Annotated in this window: 25 protein-coding genes and 1 pseudogene; 18 read left to right on the top strand and 8 right to left on the bottom strand. The window is 70.5% G+C overall.

The annotated features are described in order from the left end of the window. Positions 1 to 691 precede the first annotated feature (691 nt). Positions 692 to 2,770 (top strand): annotated as a pseudogene (locus F0L46_RS27630) (Hint domain-containing protein); the annotation flags it as partial. A gap of 388 nt (positions 2,771 to 3,158) precedes the next feature. Continuing rightward, the gene (locus F0L46_RS27570; RefSeq protein WP_438646660.1) at positions 3,159 to 3,557 is read left to right on the top strand and encodes a M10 family metallopeptidase C-terminal domain-containing protein; all 399 of its coding nucleotides are present in this window, start codon (positions 3,159 to 3,161) and stop codon (positions 3,555 to 3,557) included. A gap of 123 nt (positions 3,558 to 3,680) precedes the next feature. Here the strand turns inward: F0L46_RS27570 and F0L46_RS04435 are convergent, their stop codons facing one another. Next, the gene (locus F0L46_RS04435) at positions 3,681 to 3,917 is read right to left on the bottom strand and encodes a hypothetical protein (RefSeq protein WP_149815830.1); all 237 of its coding nucleotides are present in this window, start codon (positions 3,915 to 3,917) and stop codon (positions 3,681 to 3,683) included. Next, positions 3,901 to 4,140, bottom strand: coding sequence for an autoinducer binding domain-containing protein (locus F0L46_RS04430; protein WP_149815829.1), 240 nt, complete (start codon positions 4,138 to 4,140; stop codon positions 3,901 to 3,903). The genes F0L46_RS04435 and F0L46_RS04430 overlap by 17 nt, the downstream gene beginning before the upstream one ends. A gap of 227 nt (positions 4,141 to 4,367) precedes the next feature. On the opposite strand from F0L46_RS04430, the gene F0L46_RS04425 reads away from it, so the two are divergent. Beyond that, on the top strand, positions 4,368 to 4,754 hold the full coding sequence (locus F0L46_RS04425; protein WP_188311849.1) for a helix-turn-helix domain-containing protein: 387 nt from the start codon (positions 4,368 to 4,370) through the stop codon (positions 4,752 to 4,754). A gap of 554 nt (positions 4,755 to 5,308) precedes the next feature. Here the strand turns inward: F0L46_RS04425 and leuD are convergent. Next, entirely contained in the window at positions 5,309 to 5,911 is a 603-nt protein-coding gene (gene leuD, locus F0L46_RS04420) for a 3-isopropylmalate dehydratase small subunit (protein WP_149815827.1), read from the bottom strand. Between the two features lie 158 nt (positions 5,912 to 6,069). On the opposite strand from leuD, the gene ggt reads away from it, so the two are divergent. After that, positions 6,070 to 7,821: a gamma-glutamyltransferase gene (gene ggt / locus F0L46_RS04415; RefSeq protein WP_149815826.1), complete on the top strand. Its 1,752-nt coding sequence runs from the start codon at positions 6,070 to 6,072 to the stop codon at positions 7,819 to 7,821. A gap of 12 nt (positions 7,822 to 7,833) precedes the next feature. Here ggt and F0L46_RS04410 read toward each other — a convergent pair whose 3' ends face one another. Further along, complete coding sequence (locus F0L46_RS04410; RefSeq protein ID WP_149815825.1) at positions 7,834 to 9,648, bottom strand: ABC-F family ATP-binding cassette domain-containing protein; 1,815 nt, start codon at positions 9,646 to 9,648, stop codon at positions 7,834 to 7,836. A gap of 121 nt (positions 9,649 to 9,769) precedes the next feature. Here F0L46_RS04410 and F0L46_RS04405 point away from each other — a divergent pair, with 121 nt between their 5' ends. Continuing rightward, positions 9,770 to 10,660 carry a YihY/virulence factor BrkB family protein gene (locus F0L46_RS04405; RefSeq protein WP_149815824.1) on the top strand — a complete coding sequence of 297 codons (891 nt, stop codon included), beginning with the start codon at positions 9,770 to 9,772 and terminating at the stop codon, positions 10,658 to 10,660. A gap of 43 nt (positions 10,661 to 10,703) precedes the next feature. Here F0L46_RS04405 and F0L46_RS04400 read toward each other — a convergent pair whose 3' ends face one another. Continuing rightward, positions 10,704 to 10,922 carry a hypothetical protein gene (locus F0L46_RS04400; protein ID WP_149815823.1) on the bottom strand — a complete coding sequence of 73 codons (219 nt, stop codon included), beginning with the start codon at positions 10,920 to 10,922 and terminating at the stop codon, positions 10,704 to 10,706. A gap of 173 nt (positions 10,923 to 11,095) precedes the next feature. Here F0L46_RS04400 and argJ point away from each other — a divergent pair, with 173 nt between their 5' ends. From argJ to F0L46_RS04370, 6 genes are all read left to right on the top strand, one after another. Next, a complete protein-coding gene (argJ, locus tag F0L46_RS04395) occupies positions 11,096 to 12,337 on the top strand; it encodes a bifunctional glutamate N-acetyltransferase/amino-acid acetyltransferase ArgJ (protein ID WP_149815822.1) in 1,242 nt (413 codons plus the stop codon). A gap of 220 nt (positions 12,338 to 12,557) precedes the next feature. Then, positions 12,558 to 12,965, top strand: a complete 408-nt coding sequence (locus F0L46_RS04390; protein ID WP_149815821.1) for a (deoxy)nucleoside triphosphate pyrophosphohydrolase — start codon at positions 12,558 to 12,560, stop codon at positions 12,963 to 12,965. Beyond that, the gene (locus tag F0L46_RS04385; protein ID WP_149815820.1) at positions 12,966 to 13,847 is read left to right on the top strand and encodes a DMT family transporter; all 882 of its coding nucleotides are present in this window, start codon (positions 12,966 to 12,968) and stop codon (positions 13,845 to 13,847) included. It begins immediately after the preceding gene. Between the two features lie 185 nt (positions 13,848 to 14,032). After that, entirely contained in the window at positions 14,033 to 14,158 is a 126-nt protein-coding gene (gene ykgO, locus F0L46_RS04380; protein WP_149815819.1) for a type B 50S ribosomal protein L36, read from the top strand. Between the two features lie 92 nt (positions 14,159 to 14,250). Continuing rightward, positions 14,251 to 14,871, top strand: coding sequence for a tetratricopeptide repeat protein (locus F0L46_RS04375; protein WP_149815818.1), 621 nt, complete (start codon positions 14,251 to 14,253; stop codon positions 14,869 to 14,871). Further along, entirely contained in the window at positions 14,871 to 15,839 is a 969-nt protein-coding gene (locus tag F0L46_RS04370; RefSeq protein ID WP_149815817.1) for an alpha/beta fold hydrolase, read from the top strand. Before F0L46_RS04375 ends, F0L46_RS04370 begins: the two co-directional genes overlap by 1 nt. A gap of 212 nt (positions 15,840 to 16,051) precedes the next feature. Here F0L46_RS04370 and F0L46_RS04365 read toward each other — a convergent pair whose 3' ends face one another. Further along, positions 16,052 to 17,653: a peptide chain release factor 3 gene (locus tag F0L46_RS04365; protein ID WP_149815816.1), complete on the bottom strand. Its 1,602-nt coding sequence runs from the start codon at positions 17,651 to 17,653 to the stop codon at positions 16,052 to 16,054. A gap of 182 nt (positions 17,654 to 17,835) precedes the next feature. Between F0L46_RS04365 and F0L46_RS04360 the strand changes: the two genes are divergently transcribed. The 5 genes from F0L46_RS04360 to F0L46_RS04340 all read left to right on the top strand — a co-directional run bounded on the left by F0L46_RS04360 (position 17,836) and on the right by F0L46_RS04340 (position 21,926). Beyond that, complete coding sequence (locus tag F0L46_RS04360; RefSeq protein ID WP_149815815.1) at positions 17,836 to 18,168, top strand: hypothetical protein; 333 nt, start codon at positions 17,836 to 17,838, stop codon at positions 18,166 to 18,168. 76 nt (positions 18,169 to 18,244) lie between these two features. Beyond that, positions 18,245 to 19,141, top strand: coding sequence for a methyltransferase domain-containing protein (locus tag F0L46_RS04355; RefSeq protein ID WP_149815814.1), 897 nt, complete (start codon positions 18,245 to 18,247; stop codon positions 19,139 to 19,141). A 36-nt stretch (positions 19,142 to 19,177) separates the two neighbouring features. Beyond that, a complete protein-coding gene (locus tag F0L46_RS04350; RefSeq protein ID WP_149815813.1) occupies positions 19,178 to 19,540 on the top strand; it encodes a DUF427 domain-containing protein in 363 nt (120 codons plus the stop codon). 278 nt (positions 19,541 to 19,818) lie between these two features. Then, positions 19,819 to 21,498, top strand: coding sequence for a thiamine pyrophosphate-binding protein (locus tag F0L46_RS04345; protein ID WP_149815812.1), 1,680 nt, complete (start codon positions 19,819 to 19,821; stop codon positions 21,496 to 21,498). Next, a complete protein-coding gene (locus tag F0L46_RS04340) occupies positions 21,495 to 21,926 on the top strand; it encodes an acyl-CoA thioesterase (protein WP_149815811.1) in 432 nt (143 codons plus the stop codon). Before F0L46_RS04345 ends, F0L46_RS04340 begins: the two co-directional genes overlap by 4 nt. A gap of 6 nt (positions 21,927 to 21,932) precedes the next feature. On the opposite strand, the gene F0L46_RS04335 is transcribed toward F0L46_RS04340, so the two are convergent. After that, complete coding sequence (locus tag F0L46_RS04335) at positions 21,933 to 22,130, bottom strand: DUF1192 domain-containing protein (protein WP_149815810.1); 198 nt, start codon at positions 22,128 to 22,130, stop codon at positions 21,933 to 21,935. 195 nt (positions 22,131 to 22,325) lie between these two features. On the opposite strand from F0L46_RS04335, the gene rcdA reads away from it, so the two are divergent. Further along, positions 22,326 to 22,850: a protease adaptor protein RcdA gene (gene rcdA / locus F0L46_RS04330; RefSeq protein ID WP_149815809.1), complete on the top strand. Its 525-nt coding sequence runs from the start codon at positions 22,326 to 22,328 to the stop codon at positions 22,848 to 22,850. An 8-nt stretch (positions 22,851 to 22,858) separates the two neighbouring features. On the opposite strand, the gene F0L46_RS04325 is transcribed toward rcdA, so the two are convergent. Further along, a complete protein-coding gene (locus tag F0L46_RS04325; RefSeq protein ID WP_149815808.1) occupies positions 22,859 to 24,583 on the bottom strand; it encodes an EAL domain-containing protein in 1,725 nt (574 codons plus the stop codon). Positions 24,584 to 24,765: 182 nt separating this feature from the next. On the opposite strand from F0L46_RS04325, the gene F0L46_RS04320 reads away from it, so the two are divergent. Next, on the top strand, positions 24,766 to 25,017 hold the full coding sequence (locus tag F0L46_RS04320; protein WP_149815807.1) for a hypothetical protein: 252 nt from the start codon (positions 24,766 to 24,768) through the stop codon (positions 25,015 to 25,017). The last annotated feature ends 75 nt before the right edge of the window (positions 25,018 to 25,092 follow it).

Here is a 25,092-nt window from a genome sequence, read left to right as displayed (position 1 = left end):
CTAACCTTGGCTCTTTTGACATGAATCCGCCCGTGATTTGCTGGTGCGCGCCGTTTCTCTAACGTAATCGGGGCGAAATCTCCGACTCACGCAGCGAGGCGTGGGCTCGCGCTCCCGGTTGGGCGTATCCGATACGGTTGCCGGCGGGCCAAGAGAATCCCGTGAGAGTCCTGTGAGTTTCCCGTGAGGCACATGGTGTTGAGTCGTGTGATGTGCTGCACCAGAGGATGCAGGCGTTTCAGCGATACGCAGAGCGGAAATCGCAGCTGCGAGCGAGACTAGGCCCGGTGACGATCCCGTAATTTTTTGTGAGGCAGGTGGTGTCAACTTTCGACACTCCGGTGTCTGTAAGGTGCGACTCAATGCGCCGGACCAACCTTCCGACGTCGGCGCGGGGCAAAAATGGGACAGAACACTATGAAAGCAATTCTGTTTTATCTCATTATAGGCAGTATTATTAACATAGCGTTCTACGTCCGCGTAAGTAAATTTGACAATGAACTGATGATTTTAGCCGTTTTCATACTTACGGCATCACTGTTGGCTTATTTTTATCTAGGTGAAGATCTGATGGATCCGAAATACATCTATGTCAACTTCACTATTGTGGCTTTTGTTGCATACGGCGCATCAAAGATAATCAATTCGAAGCGGGGCTGACGACCAACAATTCCAGATAGGAGCTAGCGATATGGGTCCGGACGATTTCGGCAGAGCAGCTGGCGAGGCTCTAAGGGGAGATTTCACTAAAGCCAAAGAAACTACACTCGACGCTGTTGTTATCGGATATTCCGTGCTCACAGGAGCACGAATCGGAGCAACTATAGGTGCGCTCGGCGGACCTATAGGTGCAACTGCTGGCGGCATAATTGGCGGAGTAGTAGGGGGATTTTTGCTCGGCTACGTCGGCAAGACGTCGCCGAATTCTCAAAAATCCGGGTTATGCTTCTCGGCTGATACAAAAGTCACTCTCGCTGATGGCTCTCTGCGCCGCATAACGGATGTAGCTGTATCAGATACCATTCTCGCCTTCAGTTCGAATGACCGTAATGGGCGCGGTCAGCTGTCGGCGTCCCGCGTGACGCGCCTGTTCCGCAACATCACGACCGAATGGCTCGTGCTCTCCTGCGGCCTTACCGTCACCCCGGGCCACCGTTTCCTCACCGAGCACGGCACCTTCGAGGCCATCGAGAGCATCCTGGCGCGCGGCGGCCGCATCGTCGACGAGAACGGCGCCCTCGTGGCCGTCACGGCCGAGCGCGTCGTCTATTCCGAGGCCACCCGCCACCTCTACGAGGAAGCCGAGGAGGTGGCCTACGCCACCCAAGGCGGCGCGGCGCTGAGCCCCGAGATCCGGCGCGGCTGGCGCACCTACAATTTCGAGGTCGAGGGCCTGCACACCTACGTGGCCGGCGGCATCCGCGTCCACAACGATTCCATCGACGACTATTACGGCTTCGTCTCCCTGCTCGGCGACGACCGCTTCAACGCCACCGCCTATGACGGCATCACGGCCCAGTTCGGCCCCGAGGCCGCCGCCGCCGCCTCCTATAGCGGCAGCCTCGCGGCTTCGTCCACTTTCGGCAGCAACCTCGACGGCCTCGCGGCCGCCCGCGACGCCGCGATCGCGGCGGGCGACTTCGCGACGGCCGACGCCATCGACGCGCAGGTCGAATCGGTGATGCAGGGCGCCCTGGCCTATGGCGACCTGAACGCCGGCGCCCTCATGGCGAACCCCGACTCGACCTCCGCCGCCGCCTTCGCGGCGGGCGCCACGCTCGGCTACAACAACGCCGCCCTCGCGGCGGACTTCCTCGGCATGCCGGCGGAGTACGGCACCGTCGAGATCGGGGTCGAGGAGGCGGTCCAGGTCGGCTACGTGGACACGGTCGTCGAGACGGTGGAGGAGGCGGTCGAGATCGGCTTCGTGGACACCGTGGTGGAGACGGTCGAGTACGGCGTCGTCGATTATGGGGTGGTCGATTACGGGGTCGTCGACTACGGCGTCGTCGACTACGGGGTGGTCGACTACGGGGTCTACGATTACGGCTATGTCGGCTACAGCTACGACGCGTACAGCTACACCGGCTATAGCTACGATGGGTACAGCTATTCGGGCTACAGCTATGACGGATCCAGCGCCGGCGGCTACGATAGCGGCGGCGTGGGCGGCTATGGCGGCTACGGCGGCACCGACGCCAACGGCAATTACGGCGGCGGCGGCAGCCAGGACGGCACGGGCTATGGCGGCGGCGACATGGGCGGCGCCGCGACAGCGGGCGGCTCCGACCAGGGCAACCAGCCCATCGTCCTCGACCTGACGGGCAAGGGCATCCGCATCAACCCCCTCACCTCGTCGAACCAGTTCTACGACATGGCCGGCGACGGCTACCAGCATCGCACCGCCTGGGCGGGGGTGGGCAACGGCGTCCTCGTCATCGACGCGGACGGCGACGGCCAGATCACCGAGCGCCGGGAGGTGGTGCTCGACGACTGGGACGTGACGGCGGGCGGCGACCTGCAGGCGCTCCAGAACGTGTTCGACACCAACGACAATGGCCTGCTCGACGACGGCGACGAGCGCTGGTCGATGTTCAAGGTGATGGTGACCAACGCCGACGGCACCACCACGCTGATGTCTCTCAGCGAGCTCGACATCCAGTCGATCGACCTCACGGCCGACGAGACGTACATCGTCCTGCCCGACGGCAGCCGCATCCTCGGCCAGACCACCTTCACCCGCTACGACGGCAGCACGGGAGCCGTGGCGGACGCCGAGTTCCGCTACGACACGGAGGGCTACGCGGTGGCCCAGACGGTCACCCACAACGCGGACGGCTCCACCACCGTCACGAACACCATGCGCAACCCCGACGGCTCGCGGGCCGGCGAGATCGCGGGCACCACCTCCGGCGACGGCCGCACGGTCACGCTCAAGGAGGACACGGACGGCGACGGCGTGGTCGACGCGGTGCAGACCCGGGTCACCGTGGTCAACGCCAACGGCAGCGAGACCGAGACGCTCTCCAACACCACCGCCGCGGGCCGCCTCCTCGACCGCACCGTGACCCAGACGAGCGCCGACCGCGCCACGGTGACGATCCAGCGCGACGCGACGGGCGACGGCATCACCGATCAGTCGGAGACGCGCACGACGCTTGCGGACGGCAGCAAGACCTTCACGGTCTCGGACCTCAGTACTAGCCGGCAAGCTCGGGAACGACATCCTCATCGGCGGTACCGGCCAGGATACCTTCGTCTTCGACACCGCCCTGAACGCGACCACGAACGTGGACCAGATCACGGACTTCTCCGTGCCCGACGACGTGATCCACCTCGACGACGCGGTGTTCACGGTGCTGACCGCCGGAACACTGACCGCCGCCGCCTTCGTGATCGGGAGCGCGGCCCAGGATGCGAGCGACCGGATCATCTACAATGCGAGCACCGGGGCGCTGCTCTACGACTCCGACGGAACGGGAGCTGCGGCGGCCATCCGGTTCGGGACGCTGAGCACAGGGTTGGCGATGACGAACGCTGACTTCTTCGTGATCTGATGCGCCATCGACCGCGGGCCGGACGCTTCCAGCCCGCGGTCGATCTGGAATCCAAAAAGCGCAAGGCTCAGGAGCCAGTGGTCGCCTTTGGCCGCTCCGGGACGTTCGTCGGACCCGGGCGCCCTATGAGAGCAGCAGCGCGACCGGGTCGCCGGCCTCGCCCTGGCCCACGATCACGAGCGTGACCGCCCCGTCCTCGCCGATGGCAAAGTGAGTATCGACGGCATGGGGGCCGCGCAGAAGGTGGAGGAACGCCAGCACCTTGGACCGGGCTACCGGGTCCAAGTCGCGCCCGAACGCCTGCAGCATGCGGGCGAGCTCCTCGCCCGCGTCGAACGCCGCTTCAGCCGTGGAGGCCATGCGCCACCTCCGGCAGCCGGCCGGCCCGGCGTTCGTAGCGGTTGCGGTCGTAATCGGCGAGCCAGGCCTGCGGCCAGTGCGCCAGGGTCATGTGGGGCCCGAGCCGCTCGCGGGGCTGGGGCAGCTGCGTCAACGTGAAGTGGCTCACGCCGAAGCCGCGCAGGAAGCCGAGCAGGGCGTCGCGCAGCTCGTCCCCGGTCTGGAAGCGGTGGAGGGGCTCCATCAGGTCGGACGCGGTGCGGACCTAGGCGAAGTCGGCGTCGTTGGCCATGGGCGCTGTCCCTCCTCCTTGCCTGTGGTTGTGCCGGTCCGGCCACGGCTGGCGGCGCGCACGACATGGGACCACGGTAACGTCTCGGACGGTAATCAGCATGAGGAGGAGTCGCCGTGGCAGACGCGATGAGACCGGCGGGCAACGCCGTCACCCGGTCTGTCGGGAGCCGGATACGGATGAAGCGGCTCGCGCAGGGTCTCAGCCAGGAGCGGCTCGGGGCCGCCGCCGGTCTGACGCTCCAGCAGGTGCGGAGGTATGGGCAGGGCATCGACAAGATCGGGGCGAGCCGGCTTCACCGGATCGGGCAAGCGCTCGGCGTGCCGCCCTCGTTCTTCTTCGAGGAGACGCACCTCGGCGGACGGCTTGTTGAGGCGGTCGAGGCCTCGCCCAACGTCCTCGCCGCCGCGATGGCCGACCCACTCACGATGCGCTTCCTGCAGGCGTACACGGCGATCGACGACTGGCACCGGTCGCTGAGGCTCGTCGAGCCCGTCGCAGCGATTGCGTCGCAACCGGACGGGTCGGTACCCATGGGTCACGGGCGGCAGCCTGCTAAGGCCTAGGGTCGCCGCTTGGACCACGACGCTGCCCCAGCGGGCGAGGTCCACGCGGTTGATCCGCGGTGCTCGTAGACGCCAACGAGCGCTCGGGCTCGAAGGCACCAATCGCCCGCCACGCTCGATCGCTGCCAAGCTCCTGAACGGACTTCTACGAGTGCCATCCTGGTGGCTTGGATTGGCAGCGCGAGGCGACCGGAGGTCTGCAGTCCGACAGGGCGCGTGTGTCGACGGCGCCCCGGCACCTGAAGCCCATTCTCGCCAGGGGCTCGGAACATCCCGGTCCCAAGCCGTGCTCGATGCTTCGCCCGAAATCCAGGCCGACTTCACGAGAAGACGTGGTGTCGCACCGTTGCGACCTGGTGCCCGACCTCCTCGGCTCGCGAGAAAGCAACATGTCAGATTTCGGCGACGTGATGTTCGATACTATAAAGAGATTGAGAAATAAAAATCGCCTCCACCGCATGCTGCTCGTCTGAGACGTTGAATTGGGCCGCACGTATTCTTGAAAGAGACGCTCACATCAGCGTGGCGGGACGGGAGTATGGGCGCCGTGACGATTACGCCCAGGGGCGCTGCGCCAGCCGGTCCTCGAAGGCGGCGATGGCGGGGGCCTTCTCTAGGGTCAGACCGATGTCGTCGAGGCCGTTGAGGAGGCAGTGGCGGCGGAAGGCGTCGAGCTCGAACTTGATCGAGCCGCCGTCGGGGCCGCGGATCTCGCAGGCTTCCAGGTCCACGGTCACGGTGGCGTTGGAGCCGCGCTCGGCGTCGTCGAACAGCTTCTCGATGTCCTCGGGCGAGACGACGATGGGCAGGATGCCGTTCTTGAAGCAGTTGTTATAGAAGATGTCGGCGAAGCTCGTAGCGATGACGCAGCGGATGCCGAAATCGAGGAGCGCCCAGGGCGCGTGCTCGCGCGACGAGCCGCAGCCGAAATTGTCCCCCGCCACGAGGATCTGCGCGTTGCGGTAGGCGGGCTTGTTGAGGACGAAGTCGGGGTTCTCCGAGCCGTCCTCGCGGTAGCGCATCTCGGCGAAGAGGCCGGTGCCCAGGCCCGTGCGCTTGATCGTCTTCAGGTACTGCTTCGGGATGATCATGTCGGTGTCGACATTGACGATCCGGAGCGGCGCGGCGACGCCGGTGAGGACGGTGAAGGGCTGCATGGCTTTGGCCTCGTGGGATGCTGGGGCGCGATGTAGCAGAGGCGCCGGGCGAAGGCCAGATCGGGGGAAGGGCGGAGGATCGATGGGGCCGGCCAGGCTTTCCGCTTGGCGCGGGGCTGCCGCGGGGGCAGTCTGTGCCCTCCACGGAGACCCCATCCATGACCCTTCGGCGTCCCCTCGCGCTCTGCGGCCTCGCCGCCCTCACGCTTCTCGCCGCGGCGCCGCTGCGGGCCCAGACCAGTGCCGCGCCGGAGGCCGCCACGGGGCGGGCGGCGCAGAAGGCGGCCGGCACCGCCGCGCGCTACATGGCGGCCGCGGCGAACCCGCTCGCGGCGGCGGCCGGGCGCGAGATGCTCGCCAAAGGCGGCAGCGCGGTGGACGCGGCGATCGCCGTGCAGCTCGTGCTCAACCTCGTGGAGCCGCAAAGCTCGGGGCTCGGCGGCGGCGCCTTCCTGATGCATTTCGACCGGGCGACGAACGCCCTCGTGACCCTCGACGGGCGCGAGACGGCGCCCATGGCGGCGACGCCGGAGCGGTTCATCGGCCCCGACGGCAAGCCCATGCGCTTCGCCGACGCCGTGGTGGGCGGGCGCTCGGTGGGCGTGCCCGGCACCCCGCGCCTCCTGGAGGAGGCGCACAAGCGCTGGGGGCGCCTGCCCTGGGCCGAGGTCTTCGGTCCCGCGATCCGGCTCTCGGAGGAGGGCTTCGTGATCTCGCCGCGCCTCGCCGGGCTCGTCGCCGGGGAGAAGGCGCTCGCCGACGATCCCCGCGCCAAGGCCTATTTCTACCGCGAGGACGGCACGCCGAAGGCCGCGGGCGAGCGCCTCGCCAACCCCGCCTTCGCCCGCACCCTGCGGACCCTCGCCGAGCGCGGTGCGGGCGCCTTCTACGAGGGCGAGATCGCGGCCGACATCCTCGACGTGGTGCGGAGCCACCCGACGAATCCCGGCGACATGACGGCGGAGGACCTGCGGGCCTACCGGGTCGAGGAGCGGGCGCCCGTCTGCGGCCGCTACCGGGTCTACCGCGTCTGCGGCATGGGCCCGCCGAGCTCCGGCGCCGTCGCCGTGCAGCAGATCCTCGGCATCTTGGAGCCGCACGACCTCGCCCGGATCGGGCCGGGCGCGCAGGCCGCCCATCTCATGTCCGAGGCCGGACGCCTGGCCTATGCCGACCGCGCCCTCTATCTCGGCGACCCGGCCTTCGTCCCCGTGCCGCTGCCGGGGCTCGTCGACCGCGATTATCTCGCCGAGCGCGCCCGCCTCGTCGACCCGGAGCGCTCCATGGGCCGCGCCAAGGCCGGCGAGCCGCCGCAGAAACGCGGCTGGCTTCTCGCGCCCGGCGAGGGCGTCGAGTTCGGGACGAGCCACATCTCGATCATCGACGGCGCCGGCAACGCGGTCTCGATGACCACCACCATCGAGGACGGGTTCGGCTCGCGGGTGATGACCCGGGGCGGCTTCATGCTCAACAACGAGCTCACCGACTTTAACTTCGCGCCGACGGAGGACGGGCGGCCCGTGGCGAACCGCGTCGAGCCCGGCAAGCGCCCGCGCTCCTCCATGGCGCCCACCATCGTCTTCGACGCCTTCGACCGCCTCTACGTCGTGACGGGATCGCCCGGCGGCAGCCAGATCATCAACTTCGTGGCCAAGACCCTGATCGGCCTCCTCGACTGGCGCCTCGACCCGCAGGTGGCCGTGGACCTGCCCAACATGGGCAGCCGCAACGGCCCCACCGAGCTGGAGCGGGGCACGGAGGCCGAGGCCTGGAAGGCGGCGCTGGAGGCCAAGGGTCACGAGGTGCGCCTCGTCGAGATGACCTCCGGCATCCAGGCCATCGTGGTCACCCCGCAGGGCCTCGTGGGCGGCGCCGACAGCCGCCGGGAGGGCGTGGCGATCGGCGACTGACGGGCGCCCGGCTCAACCGCCGATCTCCTCGCGCAAGATCTCCAGCTCCAGCCAGCGCTCCTCGGCGGCGTTGAGCTCGGTCTGGGCCGCGGTGATCGCGTCCGTGACCTTGGCAAAGCCCGCCGGGTCGCGGGCGTAGAGGGTGGCGTCGTCGAGGCGCCGCTGGAGCTCCGCGATCCGGGTCTCCAGCTCGGCCATGCGCTTCGGGAGCGTTTTGAGCGCATGCGTCTCGTTCGCGGAGAGCCGCCGCTTCTGCGGCGGGCGCGGCTGAGGCGCGGCCTTGGGCTCGTCGGACCGGCGGGCGGGGGCGGCGGGGGCGGCCCGCGCCGCGATCCCCGAGCCGCGCTGCGCGACCATGTCCGAGTAGCCCCCCGCATACTCGACCCAGCGCCCGTCGCCCTCCGCCACGATCACGGAGCCCACGATCCGGTCGAGGAAGTCGCGGTCGTGGCTCACCAGGAGCACGGTGCCGGCATAATCCGCCAGGGTCTCCTGCAGCAGGTCGAGGGTCTCGAGGTCGAGGTCGTTGGTGGGCTCGTCGAGAACCATGAGGTTGGAGGGCCGGGCGAGCGCCCGCGCCAGCATCAGCCGTGCCCGCTCCCCCCCTGAGAGCACGCCCACGGGGGTGCGGGCCTGCTCGGGGGCGAAGAGGAAATCCTTCATGTAGCCGATGACGTGCTTCGGGGTGCCCGCCACCATCACCGTGTCGCCACGCCCGCCCGTCAGCGCCTCCGCCACCGTCCAGGCCGGGTCGAGGGTCTCGCGGCGCTGGTCGAGGGTGACCATCTCGATGCCGGCGCCCTGGCGCACCCGCCCCTCGTCCGGGGGCAGCGCGCCGGTCAGCATGTTGAGGAGCGTGGTCTTGCCGGCGCCGTTGGAGCCCACCACCCCGACCCGGTCGCCCCGCGCGATGCGGATCGAGAAATCGCGCACGATCGGGCGGCCGTCATAGGCCTTGGAGGCCCGCTCCGCCTCCATCACGAGCTTGCCCGAGGTCTCGCCGTCGGCGAGCGTCATGGCGACCGAGCCTTGCGCGCGCCGGGCCTCGCGCAGGGTGGTGCGCAGGTCCGCGAGCTCCGACACCCGGCGCTGGTTGCGCTTGCGCCGGGCCGTCACGCCGTAGCGCATCCAGTGCTCCTCGTCCGCGATCTTGCGGGCGAGCTTCTGCCGGTCGCGCTCCTCCTCGGCGAGGGTGGCGTCGCGCCACTCCTCGAAGGCCTCGAAGCCCCGCTCCAGCCGGCGCGTCAACCCCCGGTCGAGCCACACGGTCGCCCGCGACAGGTTCTCCAGGAAGCGCCGGTCGTGGCTGATGATGACGAGGGCCGTGCGCAGGCCCTTCAGCTCCGCCTCCAGCCATTCGATGGCGGGCAGGTCGAGGTGGTTCGTGGGCTCGTCGAGGAGGAGGATGTCGGGAGCGGGGGCGAGGGTGCGGGCGAGCGCCGCGCGCCTCGCCTCGCCCCCCGACAGGGCCGCCGTGCTCTCCTCGCCCGTGAGCCCCAGCTCGTTGAGGAGATAGCGCGCCCGGTACTCGTCGTCGCCGGGGCCGAGGCCCGCCTCGACATAGGCCAGCGTGGTGGCGAAGCCCTCGAAGTCGGGCTCCTGGGGCAGGTAGCGCACCGTGGCGCCGGGCTGGACGAACCGGACGCCGCGGTCGGGCTCGACGAAGCCCGCCGCGACCTTCAGCAGCGTCGATTTGCCCGAGCCGTTGCGCCCGACGAGGCAGACCCGCTCGCCCGGGCCGACCGAGAGGGAGGCGCCGACGAGGAGGGGCGTGCCGCCGAAGGTGAGGGCGACGTCCTGGAGGGTGAGGAGCGGTGGGAGTGCCATGGCCCGCATGTATGGGAGAACGGCGCCCGCGTGAAGCGCCGATGCCTTTCGCAGCTGCGCCGCTCTGCTCCCTTGCCGAAACCCCCGCAACCGGCCATTTCGGCTGAGACGGGAGATCCCTTTGAGACGCCTGCGCAGCAGCATCAACCTCGCGATCGTCACGTATCAGCGGTTCCTGCTGCATGACGGCTGGGCGATCGCGAGCCACATCGCGCTCTCCACGCTGATGTCGATGTTCCCGTTCCTGATCCTGCTCACGGCGGTGGCGAGCTTCTTCGGCACCGGCACCCTCGCGGACGAGGCCGCCGACATCATCCTGGAGGCCTGGCCCCAGAGCGTCGCGGAGCCCATCGCGCAGGAGGTCCACCACATCCTGACGGGCCGGCGCAGCGACATCTTCACGGTGGGCCTAGTGCTCGCCCTGTACTTCGCCTCCAGCGGCGTCGAATCGCTGCGGGTCGGCCTCAACCGCGCCTATGGCGAGCGCGAGGAGCGGGCCTGGTGGGCGGTGCGGCTGGAATCGATCGCCTTCGTGGTCTTCGGGGCGGTGGTGATGCTCTCCTTCACCCTCCTCGTGGTGCTCTTTCCCGTAGCCTGGCGCACGGCGCTCTACTGGCTGCCGGGCCTGGAGCCCTTAGGGTGGATCGTGGGCTTCGCGCGGATCGGGGTCGCGACGGTGCTCATCGTCATCGCCCTCGTGCTGGCCCATACGCTCATCGCGGCGGGGCGGCGCTCGTTGCGCCGGGTGCTGCCGGGGATCGGGCTCACCCTGTTCCTGTGGATCCTCGGCGGGGTGGGCTTCGGCTGGTACCTGGAGCAATATCCGGGCGCCTACGCCTCGACCTATGGCGGCCTTGCGACCGCGATGATCGCGCTCGTCTTCCTCTACACGCTCGCCGCCATCTTCCTCTTCGGCGGCGAGCTCAACGGCGCCCTCATCGCCGCCCGCAAGCGGCGCTTGCGCCCCCTCGAGGACACCTCGGCGCTCCAGAACGTGATCAAGGTGCCGTAGGGCGGCGCGGCGTCCGCGCGGCCCTAGGCTGCGCCGTCCGAGCTTACTTGTTGTGCCGCGGCATGCGGTCGGGATTGGCCGTGCCGGTGGTGTCGCTGACCTGGTTCTCCGTGTCGCCCTCGAAGGTCGAGGCGCCGTCCAGGATGCGGGGATCCTCGCCCGAGCGGGCGAAGAAGCCCTTCGACCGGCCGATGCCCGGATCGGTCACGTTGTCGTTGCGCGGGCGCTGGCTCGGCTGGGTCTTGGGATGCTTGTTGCTCATGCAGGCCTCCTGTTTCTTCCGGGCCAACGTCCCTTCCCGGAGCGCCGTTCCGAAGGCCGCGCTTGGGCCGGGGTGCGGCGATTGCCCGCCCGCGAGGGGGGCTCGCGCCCGCGGGCGCTTGACAAGACGGGCGTCCCGCCGCCACGTCGCGGCGTTCTCGAAAGCCGTCATCCATGTCGACCACCGTCTCGCCCCTCGCGCCCAAGCACCATCCCGACATGCCCGCCATCGGCGGCGTGCGGCTCGCCACGGCGCAGGCCGGCATTCGCTACAAGGGGCGCACCGACGTCCTCTATGTCGCCATGGACCAGGGCGCGGCGGTGGCGGGCGTGTTCACCCGCTCCAAGTGCCCCTCCGCCCCCGTGGACTGGTGCCGCGAGAACCTCAAGGCCGGCACCGCGCGGGCGCTCGTGGTCAATTCCGGCAACGCCAACGCCTTCACGGGGCTGAAGGGCCGGGAATCCGTGCGGCTCACCGCCGAGATCGCCGGGCGGGCCGCGGGCTGCGAGCCGGGCCAGGTGTTCATCGCCTCCACGGGCGTCATCGGCGAGCCTCTCGACGCGACGAAGTTCGAGGGCGTGCTCGCGGCCTGCGACGAGGGGGCGGGCGCCGGCACCTGGATGGACGCCGCCCGCGCCATCATGACCACGGACACCTTCCCGAAGCTAGCGACCCGGCGGGTGATGCTCGGCGGCGTGCCGGTCACGATCAACGGCATCGCCAAGGGCGCCGGCATGATCGCCCCCGATATGGCCACCATGCTCGCCTTCGTCTTCACGGACGCGCCGATCGGCGCTCCCGCCCTCCAGGCCATGCTCCAGGCCGGCGTGCGCACGAGCTTCAACTGCGTGACCGTGGACGGCGACACCTCCACCTCCGACACCCTGATGATGTTCGCCACGGGCGCGGCGGCCATGAACGGCGCGCCCTTCGTCGCGAATGCCGACGACGAGCGCGCCGCCCCCTTCTCGGCGGCGCTCACCGATCTTCTCGAGGAGCTCGCCCAACTCGTCGCCCGCGACGGCGAGGGCGCGCGCAAGATCGTCACCATCCGCGTCACGGGCGCCGTCGACGACGCCTCCGCCCACCGCATCGCGATGTCGATCGCCAACTCGCCCCTGGTGAAGACGGCGGTGGCGGGCGAGGACGCCAATTGGGGCCGCATCGTCATGGCCGTGGGCAAGGCCGGCGAGCCCGCGGACCGCGACCGCCTCGCCATCTCCTTCGGCGGCATCCGCGTCGCGACCCAGGGAGCGCGCGACCCGGCCTATGACGAGGCCGAGACCTCCGCCTACATGCGGAACGAGGCCATCGACATCGCGGTCGACATCGGGCTCGGCCAGGGGGCGGCGCGGGTGTGGACCTGCGATCTCACCAAGGCTTACGTCGAGATCAACGGGGATTATCGGTCGTGACGGCGCGCGTCTTCGCCTCTCCCCGCCGGGCGGGGAGAGGGCTCGTGCGGAAGGCACCTTCCGCACGAGCGAGCGGAGGCGTCAGCCGCAGCGGAGGTGAGGGGGTCTGTCCGGACGAGCTTCTCCCTGAGCCGCCCCCTTGCGCTGCCGCGCTCGCCTCAAGCCCCGGCAAGGGGGCTTTCGGCCCTCTCCCCGCATGGCGGGGAGAGGAGACAGGGCCATGAGGCTCCTCCTCGTCGTCGCCGTCGCCCTCGTCGACGCGGACGGGCGCGTGCTCATCGCGCAGCGTCCCGAAGGCAAGCAGCTTGCGGGCCTGTGGGAGTTCCCCGGCGGCAAGGTCGAGCCGGGCGAGCGGCCGGAGGAGACCCTGATCCGGGAGCTGCGCGAGGAGCTCGGCATCGAGACCAAGGCCGCCTGCCTCGCGCCGCTCACCTTCGCGAGCCATGCTTACGACGATTTCCACCTCCTGATGCCGCTCTATGTCTGCCGGCGCTGGGAGGGGCTCGTGCAACCGCGCGAGCACCAGGCGCTGAAATGGGTGCGCCCGGCGGCCCTCGCCGACTATCCCATGCCGCCCGCCGACGAGCCCCTGATCCCCGTGCTCGTCGACCTGCTCGCCGGGTTCTGAATGGGCCCTTCGCGTACCTTCCTTGCCGCGCACCTGCTCGGCGCCGGGCTCTTCTGGGGCTCAGGGTTCCTCTTCATCAAGCTCACGGACGGCGCGCTGGCGCCCCCGGTGCTCGCCGCCTGCCGGGGCGCGGTCGCGGCGCTCGCGCTCTCAGTCTGGTTCGTGTCGCAGGGCTGGTCCATGCGGCCGAAAGGAGCCGAGTGGCGGCACTGGGCGGTGCTCGGCACCCTCAACGGCTGGGGGCCCAACATCCTCACCGCCTTCGCCATGACCCAGATCACGGCGGGGCTCGGCTCCATGATCCAGGCCTCCGGGCCGATCCTCGTCGCGGTCCTCTCCCATCTCGCCTTCGCCGACGAGCGGCTGACGCGGGCGCGCGTCGGGGGCGTGCTCGTGGGCTTCCTCGGCATGGGCATCCTCATCGGCCCGCGGGCCTTCGACCCGGCCGGCGCGGCGTTCTGGGGCGTCATGGCGATGGTGGCGACCGCCGTGTCCTACGCGGTGGGCAACGTCTATGTCCGCTTCATCCGCGAGGCCCAGCCCGCCCGCCTCGCCTTCGGCCAGCAGCTGTTCTCGGCGATGCCAGCGATCGCCATCGCGCTCACGCTCATTGGCCCCGCCGGCTTCGCGCCTGCCGGAGGCGTCGCGCTGCCCGTCCTGGCGCTCGGCATCCTCGGCACGGCGCTCCCCATCGTGCTCTTCATGCGCCTCATCCGTGCCGCCGGGCCCACCCGCGCCGCGATGGTGGGCTATCTCACCCCCGTCGCCGCGACGCTGCTCGCCATGGCGTTCCTCGGCGAGCATATCGGCCCCCGCGAGCTCCTCGGGGGCGCGGTGGTGCTGGCGGGGGTCTACCTGGTCTCGACCGCAAGGCGCGCGTGAGGCCTCCCCGTCTCCGCGAGGGGAGAGGGGAGAAGCCACTTGCATTTTGCGCCGATTTCCGTATCTGACAGCCCACACGGGTTCGCGCTGCGCCGCATCGACCCGGTCCCGCGAGGGAACCGGGGAAGAGCCCTTTTGATGTTCGCATCGGGCCGGTCCCCGTCGACCGCCCAGGAGACCGACCGATGAAGATCCGCAATTCGCTCAAGAGCCTCGCGGGCCGCCACCGCGACAACCAGATCGTGCGCCGCAAGGGCCGCATCTACATTATCAACAAGGTCCAGAAGCGCTACAAGGCCCGCCAGGGCTGAGGCGCGGGAGCCGCGGCGGGCTTTGTTCCCGCGGCTCTTTGTCGGACCGATGGCAGGTTGACGGCGCATGCCGGATCGGGACACGATCCGGCATGCGCCGTTTCATGCTGCCTGCTGCCCTCGCGGCAGCCCTCTTCGCGGGCCCCGCCGCGCACGCCCAGAGCGGGCCCGCGCTGCCCAAGGCGCCCGACCGCCTGCCCGCGCCCGCCGCGAAGCCCGACGAGAAGACGCGCCCCAACACCCTCGAGAGCCTGTTCGAGCGCCTGTCCGCCGCCAAGGACGAGGGTGAGGCGCAGGGCATCGCGACCCTGATCGAGCGGCGCTGGTCGCGCTCGGGCAGCGACACGGCCGACCTGCTGATGAGCCGCGCCGGCGAGGCGTTCCGCGACAAGGAATACGGCCTCGCCATCGAGCTCCTCGACCGGGTGCTGACCCTTCGACCCGCCTGGGCCGAGGCCTGGCACCGGCGCGCCACCGCGTTCTACCTCCTCGACGATCCCGTCCGCGCCATGTCGGACCTCCAGCAGGCCATCGCCCGCGAGCCCCGCCATTTCGGCGCCTTGGCGGGCCTCGGCCACATCCTCATGGCCAACGACGACAAGAAGCGCGCGCTCGAGGCCTATCGGCGCGCCTTCGCCATCCATCCCCACATGGAAAAGCTGAAGGACCTCATCGATCGGCTCAAGCCCGACGTGGACGGCGTCGATCTTTGATGGGCTTCGTGAAGTGGGGCCTGCTCGGCCTCGTCTGCCTCGTCGTGGCCGTGCTGCTCGCGGGCGCGGTCGCGACCCGCGTCATCGCGGCGCGCGTGGCGGCCGACAATCCGCCTCTCGGGCGCTTCGTCGAGATCCCGGGCGGGCGCCTCCACGTGATCGAGGCGGGCGCCCCCGACGCGCCTCCGATCGTGCTCCTGCACGGTGCCTCGGGCTCGGCGTCCGATTCCATGGGCGCGCTGGGGCGGCGGCTTGCCGAGCGCTACAGGGTGCTGGCCTTCGATCGCCCGGGCCACGGCTGGAGCGACCGCATCACGCCCGAGGCCGCCTCGCCCGCCGTGCAGGCGCGCCTCGTCCGCGAGGGCTTGCGGGCGATGGGCGTCGAGCGCCCGATCGTGGTGGGGCATTCCTTCGCCGGCGCCGTCGCAACCGCTTTCGCCCTCGACCATCCGGACGCGCTCTCGGGCCTCGTGCTGCTCTCGCCCGTGAGCCACCCCTGGCCCGGCGGCGAGATCACCTGGTATTACGGCCCGGCGACCTCGCCCTGGCTCGGCCCGCTGTTCACCCGCACCGTCACGACGCCGATCGGTGCCTTCATCATCGACGGGGCGGCGAACGCCGTGTTCCGGCCCCAGGCCGCGCCGCCCGACTACGTGAAGCGCGCCCAGGCCGCCCTGGTGCTGCGCCCGTCCGCCTTCGAGGCCAATGCCGGCGACGTGGCCGGCCTCTACGATTTCGTGAAGCGCCAGAGCGGCCGCTACGGCGCGATCAAGGCGCCGACCGCCATCATCGCCGGCGACGCCGACCGGATCGTCTGGACCGACCTCCACTCCCGCTCCCTCGAACGCGAGATCCCCGGCGCCCGCCTCGTGGTGATCCCCGGTATGGGCCACATGCCCCACTGGACGGCGGTGGACACGATCGTGGCGGAGATCGACCGGCTGACGGGCGCGATGGCGCGGCGGTGAGGCTGCGGTCACCTCTCCCCGCGGGCGGGGAGAGGGCTCCGGCTGCGGACCGGCAGCCGGAGCAAGCGAACGCAGTGAGCGAGGGTGAGGGGGTGTTTCAGGATGGAGCTCGTCCGTCCAGGCCCCCTCACCCCCGGGCTGCCGCCCTTGCCTCAGCCCCCGGCGAGGGGGGCTTCGGCCCTCTCCCCACACGCGGGGAGAGGTGACATGCTCTACGCCGCCTCGCGCTTCTGGTAGTCCTTCACGTCGCTGAACCTGATGTCGGGCCAGCGTTCCTGGTCGTATTTCAGCGAGAACGGCGAGGGCGCCATGAAGACGGGGGCGCCGTCGAGGTCGGAGGCCATGGAGGACAGGTTGGCGCTCACGAAGCGGTCGAGCTCGCGGGAATCCGCAGCCTCGACCCAGCGGCAGACCGAGAAGCGCGTGGTGTCGTAGTCGATCGGCAGGCCGTATTCCGCCAGGAGCCGTTCCTTCAGCACGTCGAGCTGCAGCGCCCCGACCACGCCGACGATCGCCGCCGAGCCGTCCTGGGGCACGAAGAGCTGGACCACGCCCTCCTCCGCCATCTGCTGGAGCGCCTCGCGCAGCTTCTTGGCCTTCATGGCGTCGGTGAGCTTGATGCGGCGCAGGATCTCGGGGGCGAAGCTCGGCACGCCGCGGAACACGAGGTCCTCGCCCTCGGTGAGCGTGTCGCCGATGCGAAGCGTCCCGTGGTTGGGCAGCCCCACCACGTCGCCGGCCCAGGCCTCGTCGGCGATGGAGCGGTCCTGGGCGAAGAAGAATTGCGGCGTGTTGATGGGGATGCTCTTGCCCGTGCGCACGAGCTTGGCCTTCATGCCGCGGGTGAGCTTGCCGGAGCAGACCCGGATGAAGGCCATCCGGTCCCGATGGTTCGGGTCCATGTTGGCCTGGATCTTGAAGACGAAGCCCGTCATCCGGTTCTCGTTCGCCACCACGGTGCGCCGGTCGGCGTCCTGGGAGCGGGGCGGCGGCGCGTTGGCGGCGAGCGCGTCGATGAGGTCGCGCACCCCGAAATTGCGCAAGGCGCTGCCGAAGAACACCGGCGTGAGGTGGCCCTCGCGGAAGGACTGGAGATCGAAGGGCTTGCACGCGTCCATGGCGAGCTCGACCTCCTCGCGCCAGGGCCCCACCTCGTCGGCGGGCAGGAGCTGGTCGAACAGCGCGCTCTGCGGCCCGTTGACGGGGGTCGGCGTGACCTCGTCGTCGAGGCGGCGCACGAGGTTGCGGCGAAGATCGAAGGTGCCCGCGAACGAGCGGCCCCGGCCAATGGGCCAGGTCACGGGGGCGGTGTCGAGGGCGAGCGTCTTCTCGATCTCGTCTAGGAGGTCGAAGGGGTCCCGCGTCTCCCGGTCCATCTTGTTGATGAAGGTGACGATGGGGATGTCGCGCATGCGGCAGACCTCGAAGAGCTTGCGCGTGCGCGCCTCGATGCCCTTCGCCGCGTCGATCACCATCACGGCGGAATCCACCGCGGTCAGCGTCCGGTACGTGTCCTCCGAGAAGTCCTCGTGGCCCGGCGTGTCGAGGAGGTTGAACACCCGGTCGGCGTACTCGAACGTCATGACCGAGGTGACGACGGAGATGCCGCGTTCCTTCTCGATCCCCATCCAGTCGGAGCGGGTCGATTGCCGGTTCTTCTTCGCCTTGACCTCGCCCGCGAGCTGGATCGCGCCCCCGAACAGGAGGAGCTTCTCGGTCAGCGTGGTCTTGCCGGCGTCCGGGTGCGAGATGATCGCGAAGGTCCGGCGGCGGGCGACCGGATCGGCGGCCTGGTCTGGGGCAGGGGCGGTCATGGCGGCTCGATTGCAGGGCGGGGCGGCGGGACGGTGCCGGGGATAGCCTCTCACATGACCGCGAACGCCCGAAAGTTCAACCGGACGCATTGCGCCGATCCCGGCAAGCGCTCGTTCAGCGTTCTTGGCAACCGCACGGAAACCCACGCGGGCTTAAGGTTGCGCATCGAGGGGAGGTCCCGATGCGCATCGCCGTCATGCTCGCCGCCGTCACGCTGACGGCGCTCGCCGTCACACCCGCCGAGGCGCGCCGCCGCGGCATCTCGTTCTCCTCAGTTCCGGCCGTGAAGCCCGTCGCCACGCCCCGCGCCGGTGGCCCGGTCGCTTTCGTCGCCCCTCGCGGCGAGCGTCCCGCCCCGGCGCCGGCCGCGCCCCCGCCCGTCGCCGCGCCTGCGACGGCCCCCGAGCCGCCTGCGGCCGTCGCGACCTTTAGGCCCGCCGAGCGGGAAGCGAACCCCGGCTGCCCGGCCGAGCGGGTCGTCGGCAAGGGCGCGGGCTTCTGCACCGTGAACTGAGCGCTGCACGCTAGGGGCAGGAGGCGATCCGACGCGCCGCCTTGGCGCTGCTCATCTGAGGCGCCATATCGCTCCCATGAGCGCTCCCCTCGTCTTCGATCGCCCGCTCGCCCGCCGCCGCCTCGCCCGGGCGCGGGCGGGCGGCTTCGCCGAGTTCCTGCTCGCCCGCGCGGCGGACGACATGGAGGACCGGCTGGCGGCCGTCCTGCGCGAGTTCCCGCTGGCCCTCGACGTCGGCACGCCGACCCCGCTCCTTGCCGAGCGCCTGCGCGCGAGCGGCCGGGCGGGGGCGGTGCTGCGGCTTGCCCCCACCCCCGAGGCCGGCCCGCTCACGGCGGTCGCCGACGAGGAGGCGCTGCCTGTGCCCGCGAACGCCTTCGCGCTCGCCGTCTCGCTGCTGGCGCTCCAGAGCGTCAACGATCTCCCGGGCTGCCTCTTCCAGATCCGGCGGGCGCTCAAGCCCGACGGGTTCTTCCTCGCTTGCCTGTTCGGCGGCGCGACGCTCACCGAGCTGCGCCAGTCCTTCACCCAGGCTGAGGCCGAGCTGGAGGGCGGGGTGAGCCCGCGCGTGGCGCCCTTCGCCGAGGTGCGCGATCTCGGCGCGCTCCTCCAGCGCGCGGGCTTCGCGCTCCCCGTCACCGACGTCGATTCCGTGGTGGTGCGCTACGCCGATCCCCTCGGGCTCCTGCGCGACCTGCGCGCCATGGGGCTCACCAGCGCCCTCGTCGAGCGCCGCCGGGCGCCCCTGCGCCGCGCGACGCTCCTGCGGGCGCTCCAGATCTACGCCGAGCGCTTCGCCGATCCGGACGGGCGGGTCCGCGCCACCTTCGAGCTCGTCTGGCTGTCCGGCTGGTCGCCCCACGAGAGCCAGCAGCAGCCCCTGCGCCCGGGCTCCGCCAAGGCGCGCCTCGCCGACGCCCTGAAGGTGGTCGAGCACGGCCCCGGGGGCGCCGTCGAGCCGGGAGAACGATAAGCCGCGCCGCGAATTGAGGGGTTGAGGAGACCTGCCATGACCGAGCCCGCGTCCGACCACCCCATCACGATCACCGACAACCCGAACCGGGTGCGCGTGCTCGTGGGCGGCGCCATCGTCGCCGAGACCACCCGCGCCCTGTCGCTGAAGGAGGCGTCCTACCCGCCGGTGCTCTACATCCCCCGCGAGGACGTCCACATGGACTTCTTCGAGCGCACGGAGCGCACCACGCGCTGCCCCCACAAGGGCGACGCGTCCTATTTCGGGGTCATGGCCCACGGCATCGAGACGCCCGACGTCGCCTGGTCCTACGAGACCCCGTTGCCCGGGGTGGCGCGGATCAAGGACCACCTGGCGTTCTATCCCAACAAGGTGGACGCCATCGAGGAGCTGAAGTGAGGCGCTGCGGACGGGGGAGGCTTGGAGCAGAGCCGTTCTTTGCTGCGTAACCCTCGTCCCCCGCCCTCGCGGGGGCAGGCTCCGCGGCGCGAGCCTCGAAGGGCGCTCCGGGGGAATCCCTCCGGCTCACGCGCGTGGTGCGTGCTTCGAGACGCGCTCTACGAGCGCTCCTCAGCATGAGGGGGGAGACCCGAGAGCGTCGCGGGTGATGACAGCCCCGCGTGGCGGGGCTAACCAGGGGGCGAATGCCCCTTCGTGTCAGCCCGCGAGCGCCCCCCATGTCCTCCCATGCCCGTACCGGCGGCCAGATCCTCGTCGACCAGCTCGTGCGGCACGGCGCGGACCACCTGTTCTGCGTGCCCGGCGAGAGCTTCCTCGCCGTGCTTGACGCCCTGCACGACGCCGCGATCGCGGTCACCGTGTGCCGGCAGGAGGGGGGCGCCGCCATGATGGCGGAGGCGGCGGGCAAGCTCACCGGGCGGCCCGGCATCTGCTTCGTGACCCGGGGGCCCGGCGCCACCAACGCCTCGCCCGGGGTCCACATCGCCCGCCAGGATTCCACGCCGATGATCCTGTTCGTGGGCCAGATCGAGCGGGGCGCCCGCGAGCGCGAGGCCTTCCAGGAGCTCGACTACCGGGCCGTGTTCGGCTCCATCGCCAAGTGGGCCACGGAGATCGACGATCCCGCCCGCATCCCCGAGATCGTGTCGCGCGCCTTCCAGGTGGCGACGTCGGGGCGCCCGGGTCCCGTGGTGATCGCGCTGCCCGAGGACATGCTCGTCGAGATGGCGGTGGCCGAGGACGCGCCGCCCTTCGCCCCCGTCGAGACCCATCCGGGCCTCACCCAGATGGCGGAGCTACAGAAGCTGCTCTGGGGCGCCCGCCGGCCCGTGGCGGTGCTCGGCGGCAGCCGCTGGTCGCCGCGCGCGGTCGAGCGCTTCACGCGCTTCGCCGAGCGCTTCGAGCTGCCCGTCCTGTGCTCGTTCCGCCGCCAGATGCTCTTCTCCCACGACCACCGGTGCTACGCGGGCGACCTGGGGCTTGGGGTCAACCCGGCGATCCTGAAGCTCGTCGAGGAATCGGACCTCGTCCTCCTCGTGGGCGGACGCCTCTCCGAGGTGCCCTCGCAGGGCTACGAGCTTCTCGGCATCCCGGCCCCGCGCCAGACCCTGGTCCACGTCCATCCCGACCCGGACGAGCTCGGCCGGGTCTACCGGGCGCATCTGCCGATCAACGCCGCCCCGAACGCCTTCACGGCGGCCCTGGAGGGCGTCCAGCCTCCGGCCGAGCTCCCCTGGGCGGGGGGCACCCGCGCGGCGCACGAGAGCTACCGGGCCTGGAGCGATCCCACCCGGATCCGCACCCCCGGCGCCCTCCAGATGGGGCAGGTCATGGCGCATCTGCGCGAGACGCTCCCCTCCGACGCGATCCTGTGCAACGGGGCGGGTAACTTCGCCACCTGGATCCACCGCTTCTGGCCCTTCCGGCATTACGGCACCCAGCTCGCCCCGACCTCCGGGTCGATGGGCTACGGCGTGCCGGCCGCCATCGGCGCCAAGCGGATCCGGCCGGAGAGCACGGTCGTGGTGTTCGCCGGTGACGGCGACTTCCTCATGAACGGGCAGGAATTCGCCACCGCCGTCCAATACGACCTGCCGGTTCTCGTCGTGCTCCTCGACAACGGCATGTACGGCACGATCCGCATGCACCAGGAGCGCGCTTATCCCGGCCGCGTCTCGGCGACGGCCCTCAAGAACCCCGATTTCGCGGCCTATGCCCGCGCCTTCGGCGGCCATGGCGAGCGGGTGGAGCGCACGGAGGAGTTCGCGCCGGCCCTGGAGCGGGCCCTGGCGTCGGGCAAGCCCGCCATCCTGCACTGCCTCATCGACCCCGAGACCATCACCCCCACCACCACGCTCACCGCGATCCGCGACAAGGCGAGGGCGGCCCAGGCATGATCGACCAATCCGCGCTCGAGGCCGATCAGAGGGTCGTCTGGACCGAGGACGTGCTGCGCTACGGCGACACGGACGCCAACGGCCACATCAACAACTCGACCTATTCGGTCCTGTGCGAATCGGGCCGGGTGAACCTGTTCCAGACCCGCCTCGTGCCCCTGATGCCGGAGGGGCACTACTTCGTGATCGTGCGGCTCTCCATCGAGTTCAAGGCGGAGCTGTTCTATCCCGGCACGGTGCGCACCGCGACCTGGCTGTCGCGGGTGGGGCGGACCTCGATGAGCGTCGAGCAGGCCTTGTTCGGCGGGGGTACGCTCGCCGCGACCTCGGAGGGGGTCTGCGTCGTCATGGACGCGGCGACCCGCCGCCCGACCCCGATCCCGGAGGCCGCGCGCGCCGTCGTCGAGGGCATGCTGCGGGGCGGGTAGGGGCCTTCAGCTCTTGAAGAACGAATCGGCCGCCTGGCGCGAGGCCTCCTTGGCCTCCTTGGCGGCCTGGAGACGCTCGATCTCGGCCTGGAGCGCGGCCATGCGCTCGTCCAGCTCGTGAACGGAGAGGAGGCTCAGCTCCTGGCCGATCTCGTGGGCGAGCTTGGGCCGTGGACGATCCTCGGTGCCGAAATCCAACGCCATGGAAACCTCCCGATCGATGCGACCCCCGGCCTCTGGCACGCAATCGCGGCATGGTGAAGGCGGGCGTTAAGGTTAAAATTCCCTTTCGCAAGCGCTTCGACGCTGACGGCGTTAATGTTGCGTGAAGGATGGCTGAAGCGCCCCGCGGTCCCGCATCGGGACGGGGCGGACCCGAGCAGCGTCAGGAGGCGGCCCATGAACGATCTCGACATCACCTTCCGCGAAGAGGGCGATCCGGTGCCCTTCGGCCGCACCTTCGTGGCCTCCGACGGGTTCCGGGCCCTGTTTCGCGAGGGCATGGCGCTCGTGGAGGACACGGCAGCCTATCTCGACGGGGCCGGGCGGGAGGAGGCGAGGGACCTGCCGCGGCAGGGCGCGCTCTCCTATGCCAGCGAGAGCATGCGCCTCACCACCCGCCTGATGCAGATCGCCTCCTGGCTTCTCGTCCAGCGCGCCGTGGCGGAGGGGGAGATCTCCCCCGATCAAGCGCTCGCCGAGAAGAACCGGGTGCGGCTCGCGGCCTCGGACGCGACGGGCTCGCCCTTCGACACGGACCTGCTGCCCGAGCGCCTCAAGGAGCTCGTCGCGCATTCCATGCGCCTGCACGCCCGCATCCTGCACCTCGACCGGCTGATCAGCGACGACCTGCCCCCGCCCGCGCCGCGCGCGAGCCCCGTCGAGGCCCAGCGCCTCCTGCTGCGCTCGGCGTTCGGCCGCTAAGAGCGCGGTCAGGCCACCTTCATGCGGGGCTCATTACCGTCCGCGTCCACCGCCGGGCGGCCGCAATGGTCGCCCTGGAGGTAGTCGATGCCCCAATCCGCGAGCATGAGGGCCGTCTCCTCGTCCTCGACCCATTCGGCCACCGTCGCGATGCCCAGGTGATGGGCGAGGTCGACGAGGGTGCGCACGAAGAAGCGGTCGTCGGTGGAGCGGCTGAGGTTCTGGATGAAGGCGCCGTCGATCTTGAGGATGTCGACGGGGAAGTTACGCAGGTGCTTGAACGAGGTGTGGCCCGAGCCGAAATCGTCGATGGCGAGCGCCACGCCGAGCGCCTTGAGGGCGTCGAGGCGCCCGCGGGTGGCCTCCACGTTGCGCACCGCCGCCGTCTCCGTGATCTCCACGATGAGGCGCGAGGCGACCCCGGGCTTCGCGCCCAGATGCGCCGCGAGCGCGTTGAGCCAGTCGGGGCCCTCGAGAGTCAGGGGCGAGACGTTGATGGACAGGCGCTCGTCGGGATGGGCGGCGAGCCAGTCCGTGGTGAGCTCGACCATGCGGGTGTCGACGAGGGGCACGATGCCGCTGCGCTCCACCACGCCCATGATGTCGCCCGCGCCGACGAGCGTGCCGTCGGCGTTGCGGATGCGCACCAGCGCCTCGTGGAACGCGGGCTGCCGGGTGGCGGCGTCGACGATGGGCTGGCGGGCGAACACCACGCGGCGGTCGTTGAGCGCGTCGAGCACGTCGAGGGCCGGCGTTCCGCGCGTCGCGGTGCGCACCTCGGCCGCGAGGGTCGCGTCGTAGAGGCGGTAGGAGGGGCCGCCGGGCACCTTCTTGAGGGCGCCGAGGGCCTCCTCGGCCCGGCGCAGGAGGCGCGGCGCGTCCACCGCGTGCTCGGGCGCCGCGGCCGCGCCGATGCGAAGGCGCACCCCCATGGGACCCCGGGGCGTCATGACGGGAGCGGACTCGACGGCGCCGGCCATGCGCCGGGCCGCGATCTCGGCCTGCTCGCCCGTGCAGGCCAGCAGCGCCATGGCGAAGCGGTTGCCCGCGTAGCGCGAGAGCTTGTCCCGGCGGCGCATCACGCTGCCCAGGCGGCGCAGCACCTCCGCGATGACCGCGTCGGCGCATTCGTAGCCGATCTCGTCGTTGATGCGGCCCAGATCGTCGACGGCCGCCACGAACACGGTGACGGACCGGCGCTGGCGCGTGGCCTCGGCCACCTCGGGCGCAATGGCGGTGATGAAGCCGGAGCGCTCGCGAAGGGTGTCGTTCAGGCCCGCCGGGGGCTCGTCGGCCGCATTGCGGTCGATGCGCACCACCCCGTGGGCGAAGGCGGGACGCCCCTCGGCGTCCGCGTACCAGCGCCCCGTGTCCTCCACCATCATCAGGCGCCCGTTGGGCAGGCGGATGCCGTAGCGGGCGCGGAACGACACGCCGCTGCCGCCGTCGCTGCCCTTCGGCCCGAAGATCGCGTCGTAGCGGGTGGGGCCGGAGCCCGGCTCCACGGCGAGCGCGAAGGCGCGGCCGGAGGAGAGCGTCGCGAGATCCGACATGCCGAGCACGTCGGCGGCGTTGAGGCCCCAGGAGATCACGTCGCTCGCGAGGTCCCAGTCATAGACCACCTCGCCGATGGAGGTCAGGATCGCGCGCGGGTCGAGCGGCCCGCGATCGCCGTCCGACCCGAAGCCGCCGAGCGGCGACTTGCGCGCGCTCGTTGCGCCCCGCAGCGACATGGGATGTCCTCTTGCACTCGTTTTCGTGGGCGGGCGCCGGGCCCGTGCGTCACGGCGGAACGCGCGGAACCGGACCGGTGGCAGTCCTGTTCCGAAATGATGCGGATCACGAGGTTAATCCGGGGTAAATCCGGGCCCCGAAATTGCTCCGAACCGCGCATTGCAGGGGCGGGCACCGGATCATGAATAACAAAGCTTGCACGGAGCCGGATCGCGCCGAGGCCCGGGCCCTCGTCCCGCTCGAGGGCGGCGCCCCGCGGCCGGGCCCGGCGCCCCGTCCGCTGGCAAGCTTCGTCACCCAGCTCATCGCCTGCGACCGCCGCCTGCCCGCCTATCGCGAGCGCCGCCGCGGCGAGCCCGACGAGGCCCGCCGGCGCTACGACGCCGCCGACCGCGCCGTTCCCCCGCGCGGGCGCTTCGAGCGGGTGCTGTGAGCGGGGGATGGCGCCCGATTCTCGGAAGACGATGCAGCCGCGCCGCGGCGAAATGCTCTAAGATCGCGTGCCGCT

The sequence above is a fragment of the Salinarimonas soli genome, assembly GCF_008386575.1.
GTDB classification, from domain to species: domain Bacteria; phylum Pseudomonadota; class Alphaproteobacteria; order Rhizobiales; family Beijerinckiaceae; genus Salinarimonas_A; species Salinarimonas_A soli.
This window is presented reverse-complemented; position numbering and strand designations above follow the sequence as displayed.

Excerpts from the sequence above, each read along its gene's own strand:
- F0L46_RS04435 (WP_149815830.1), bottom strand. The coding sequence starts at position 3,917 with ATGGCCTCCACGGCTGAAGCGGCGTTCGACGCGGGCGAGGAGCTCGCC.
- F0L46_RS04430 (WP_149815829.1), bottom strand. The coding sequence starts at position 4,140 with ATGGAGCCCCTCCACCGCTTCCAGACCGGGGACGAGCTGCGCGACGCC.
- F0L46_RS04425 (WP_188311849.1), top strand. The coding sequence starts at position 4,368 with ATGAAGCGGCTCGCGCAGGGTCTCAGCCAGGAGCGGCTCGGGGCCGCC.
- leuD (WP_149815827.1), bottom strand. The coding sequence starts at position 5,911 with ATGCAGCCCTTCACCGTCCTCACCGGCGTCGCCGCGCCGCTCCGGATC.
- ggt (WP_149815826.1), top strand. The coding sequence starts at position 6,070 with ATGACCCTTCGGCGTCCCCTCGCGCTCTGCGGCCTCGCCGCCCTCACG.
- F0L46_RS04410 (WP_149815825.1), bottom strand. The coding sequence starts at position 9,648 with ATGGCACTCCCACCGCTCCTCACCCTCCAGGACGTCGCCCTCACCTTC.
- F0L46_RS04400 (WP_149815823.1), bottom strand. The coding sequence starts at position 10,922 with ATGAGCAACAAGCATCCCAAGACCCAGCCGAGCCAGCGCCCGCGCAAC.
- argJ (WP_149815822.1), top strand. The coding sequence starts at position 11,096 with ATGTCGACCACCGTCTCGCCCCTCGCGCCCAAGCACCATCCCGACATG.
- F0L46_RS04390 (WP_149815821.1), top strand. The coding sequence starts at position 12,558 with ATGAGGCTCCTCCTCGTCGTCGCCGTCGCCCTCGTCGACGCGGACGGG.
- F0L46_RS04385 (WP_149815820.1), top strand. The coding sequence starts at position 12,966 with ATGGGCCCTTCGCGTACCTTCCTTGCCGCGCACCTGCTCGGCGCCGGG.
- ykgO (WP_149815819.1), top strand. The coding sequence starts at position 14,033 with ATGAAGATCCGCAATTCGCTCAAGAGCCTCGCGGGCCGCCACCGCGAC.
- F0L46_RS04375 (WP_149815818.1), top strand. The coding sequence starts at position 14,251 with ATGCGCCGTTTCATGCTGCCTGCTGCCCTCGCGGCAGCCCTCTTCGCG.
- F0L46_RS04370 (WP_149815817.1), top strand. The coding sequence starts at position 14,871 with ATGGGCTTCGTGAAGTGGGGCCTGCTCGGCCTCGTCTGCCTCGTCGTG.
- F0L46_RS04365 (WP_149815816.1), bottom strand. The coding sequence starts at position 17,653 with ATGACCGCCCCTGCCCCAGACCAGGCCGCCGATCCGGTCGCCCGCCGC.
- F0L46_RS04360 (WP_149815815.1), top strand. The coding sequence starts at position 17,836 with ATGCGCATCGCCGTCATGCTCGCCGCCGTCACGCTGACGGCGCTCGCC.
- F0L46_RS04355 (WP_149815814.1), top strand. The coding sequence starts at position 18,245 with ATGAGCGCTCCCCTCGTCTTCGATCGCCCGCTCGCCCGCCGCCGCCTC.
- F0L46_RS04350 (WP_149815813.1), top strand. The coding sequence starts at position 19,178 with ATGACCGAGCCCGCGTCCGACCACCCCATCACGATCACCGACAACCCG.
- F0L46_RS04345 (WP_149815812.1), top strand. The coding sequence starts at position 19,819 with ATGTCCTCCCATGCCCGTACCGGCGGCCAGATCCTCGTCGACCAGCTC.
- F0L46_RS04340 (WP_149815811.1), top strand. The coding sequence starts at position 21,495 with ATGATCGACCAATCCGCGCTCGAGGCCGATCAGAGGGTCGTCTGGACC.
- F0L46_RS04335 (WP_149815810.1), bottom strand. The coding sequence starts at position 22,130 with ATGGCGTTGGATTTCGGCACCGAGGATCGTCCACGGCCCAAGCTCGCC.
- rcdA (WP_149815809.1), top strand. The coding sequence starts at position 22,326 with ATGAACGATCTCGACATCACCTTCCGCGAAGAGGGCGATCCGGTGCCC.
- F0L46_RS04325 (WP_149815808.1), bottom strand. The coding sequence starts at position 24,583 with ATGTCGCTGCGGGGCGCAACGAGCGCGCGCAAGTCGCCGCTCGGCGGC.
- F0L46_RS04320 (WP_149815807.1), top strand. The coding sequence starts at position 24,766 with ATGAATAACAAAGCTTGCACGGAGCCGGATCGCGCCGAGGCCCGGGCC.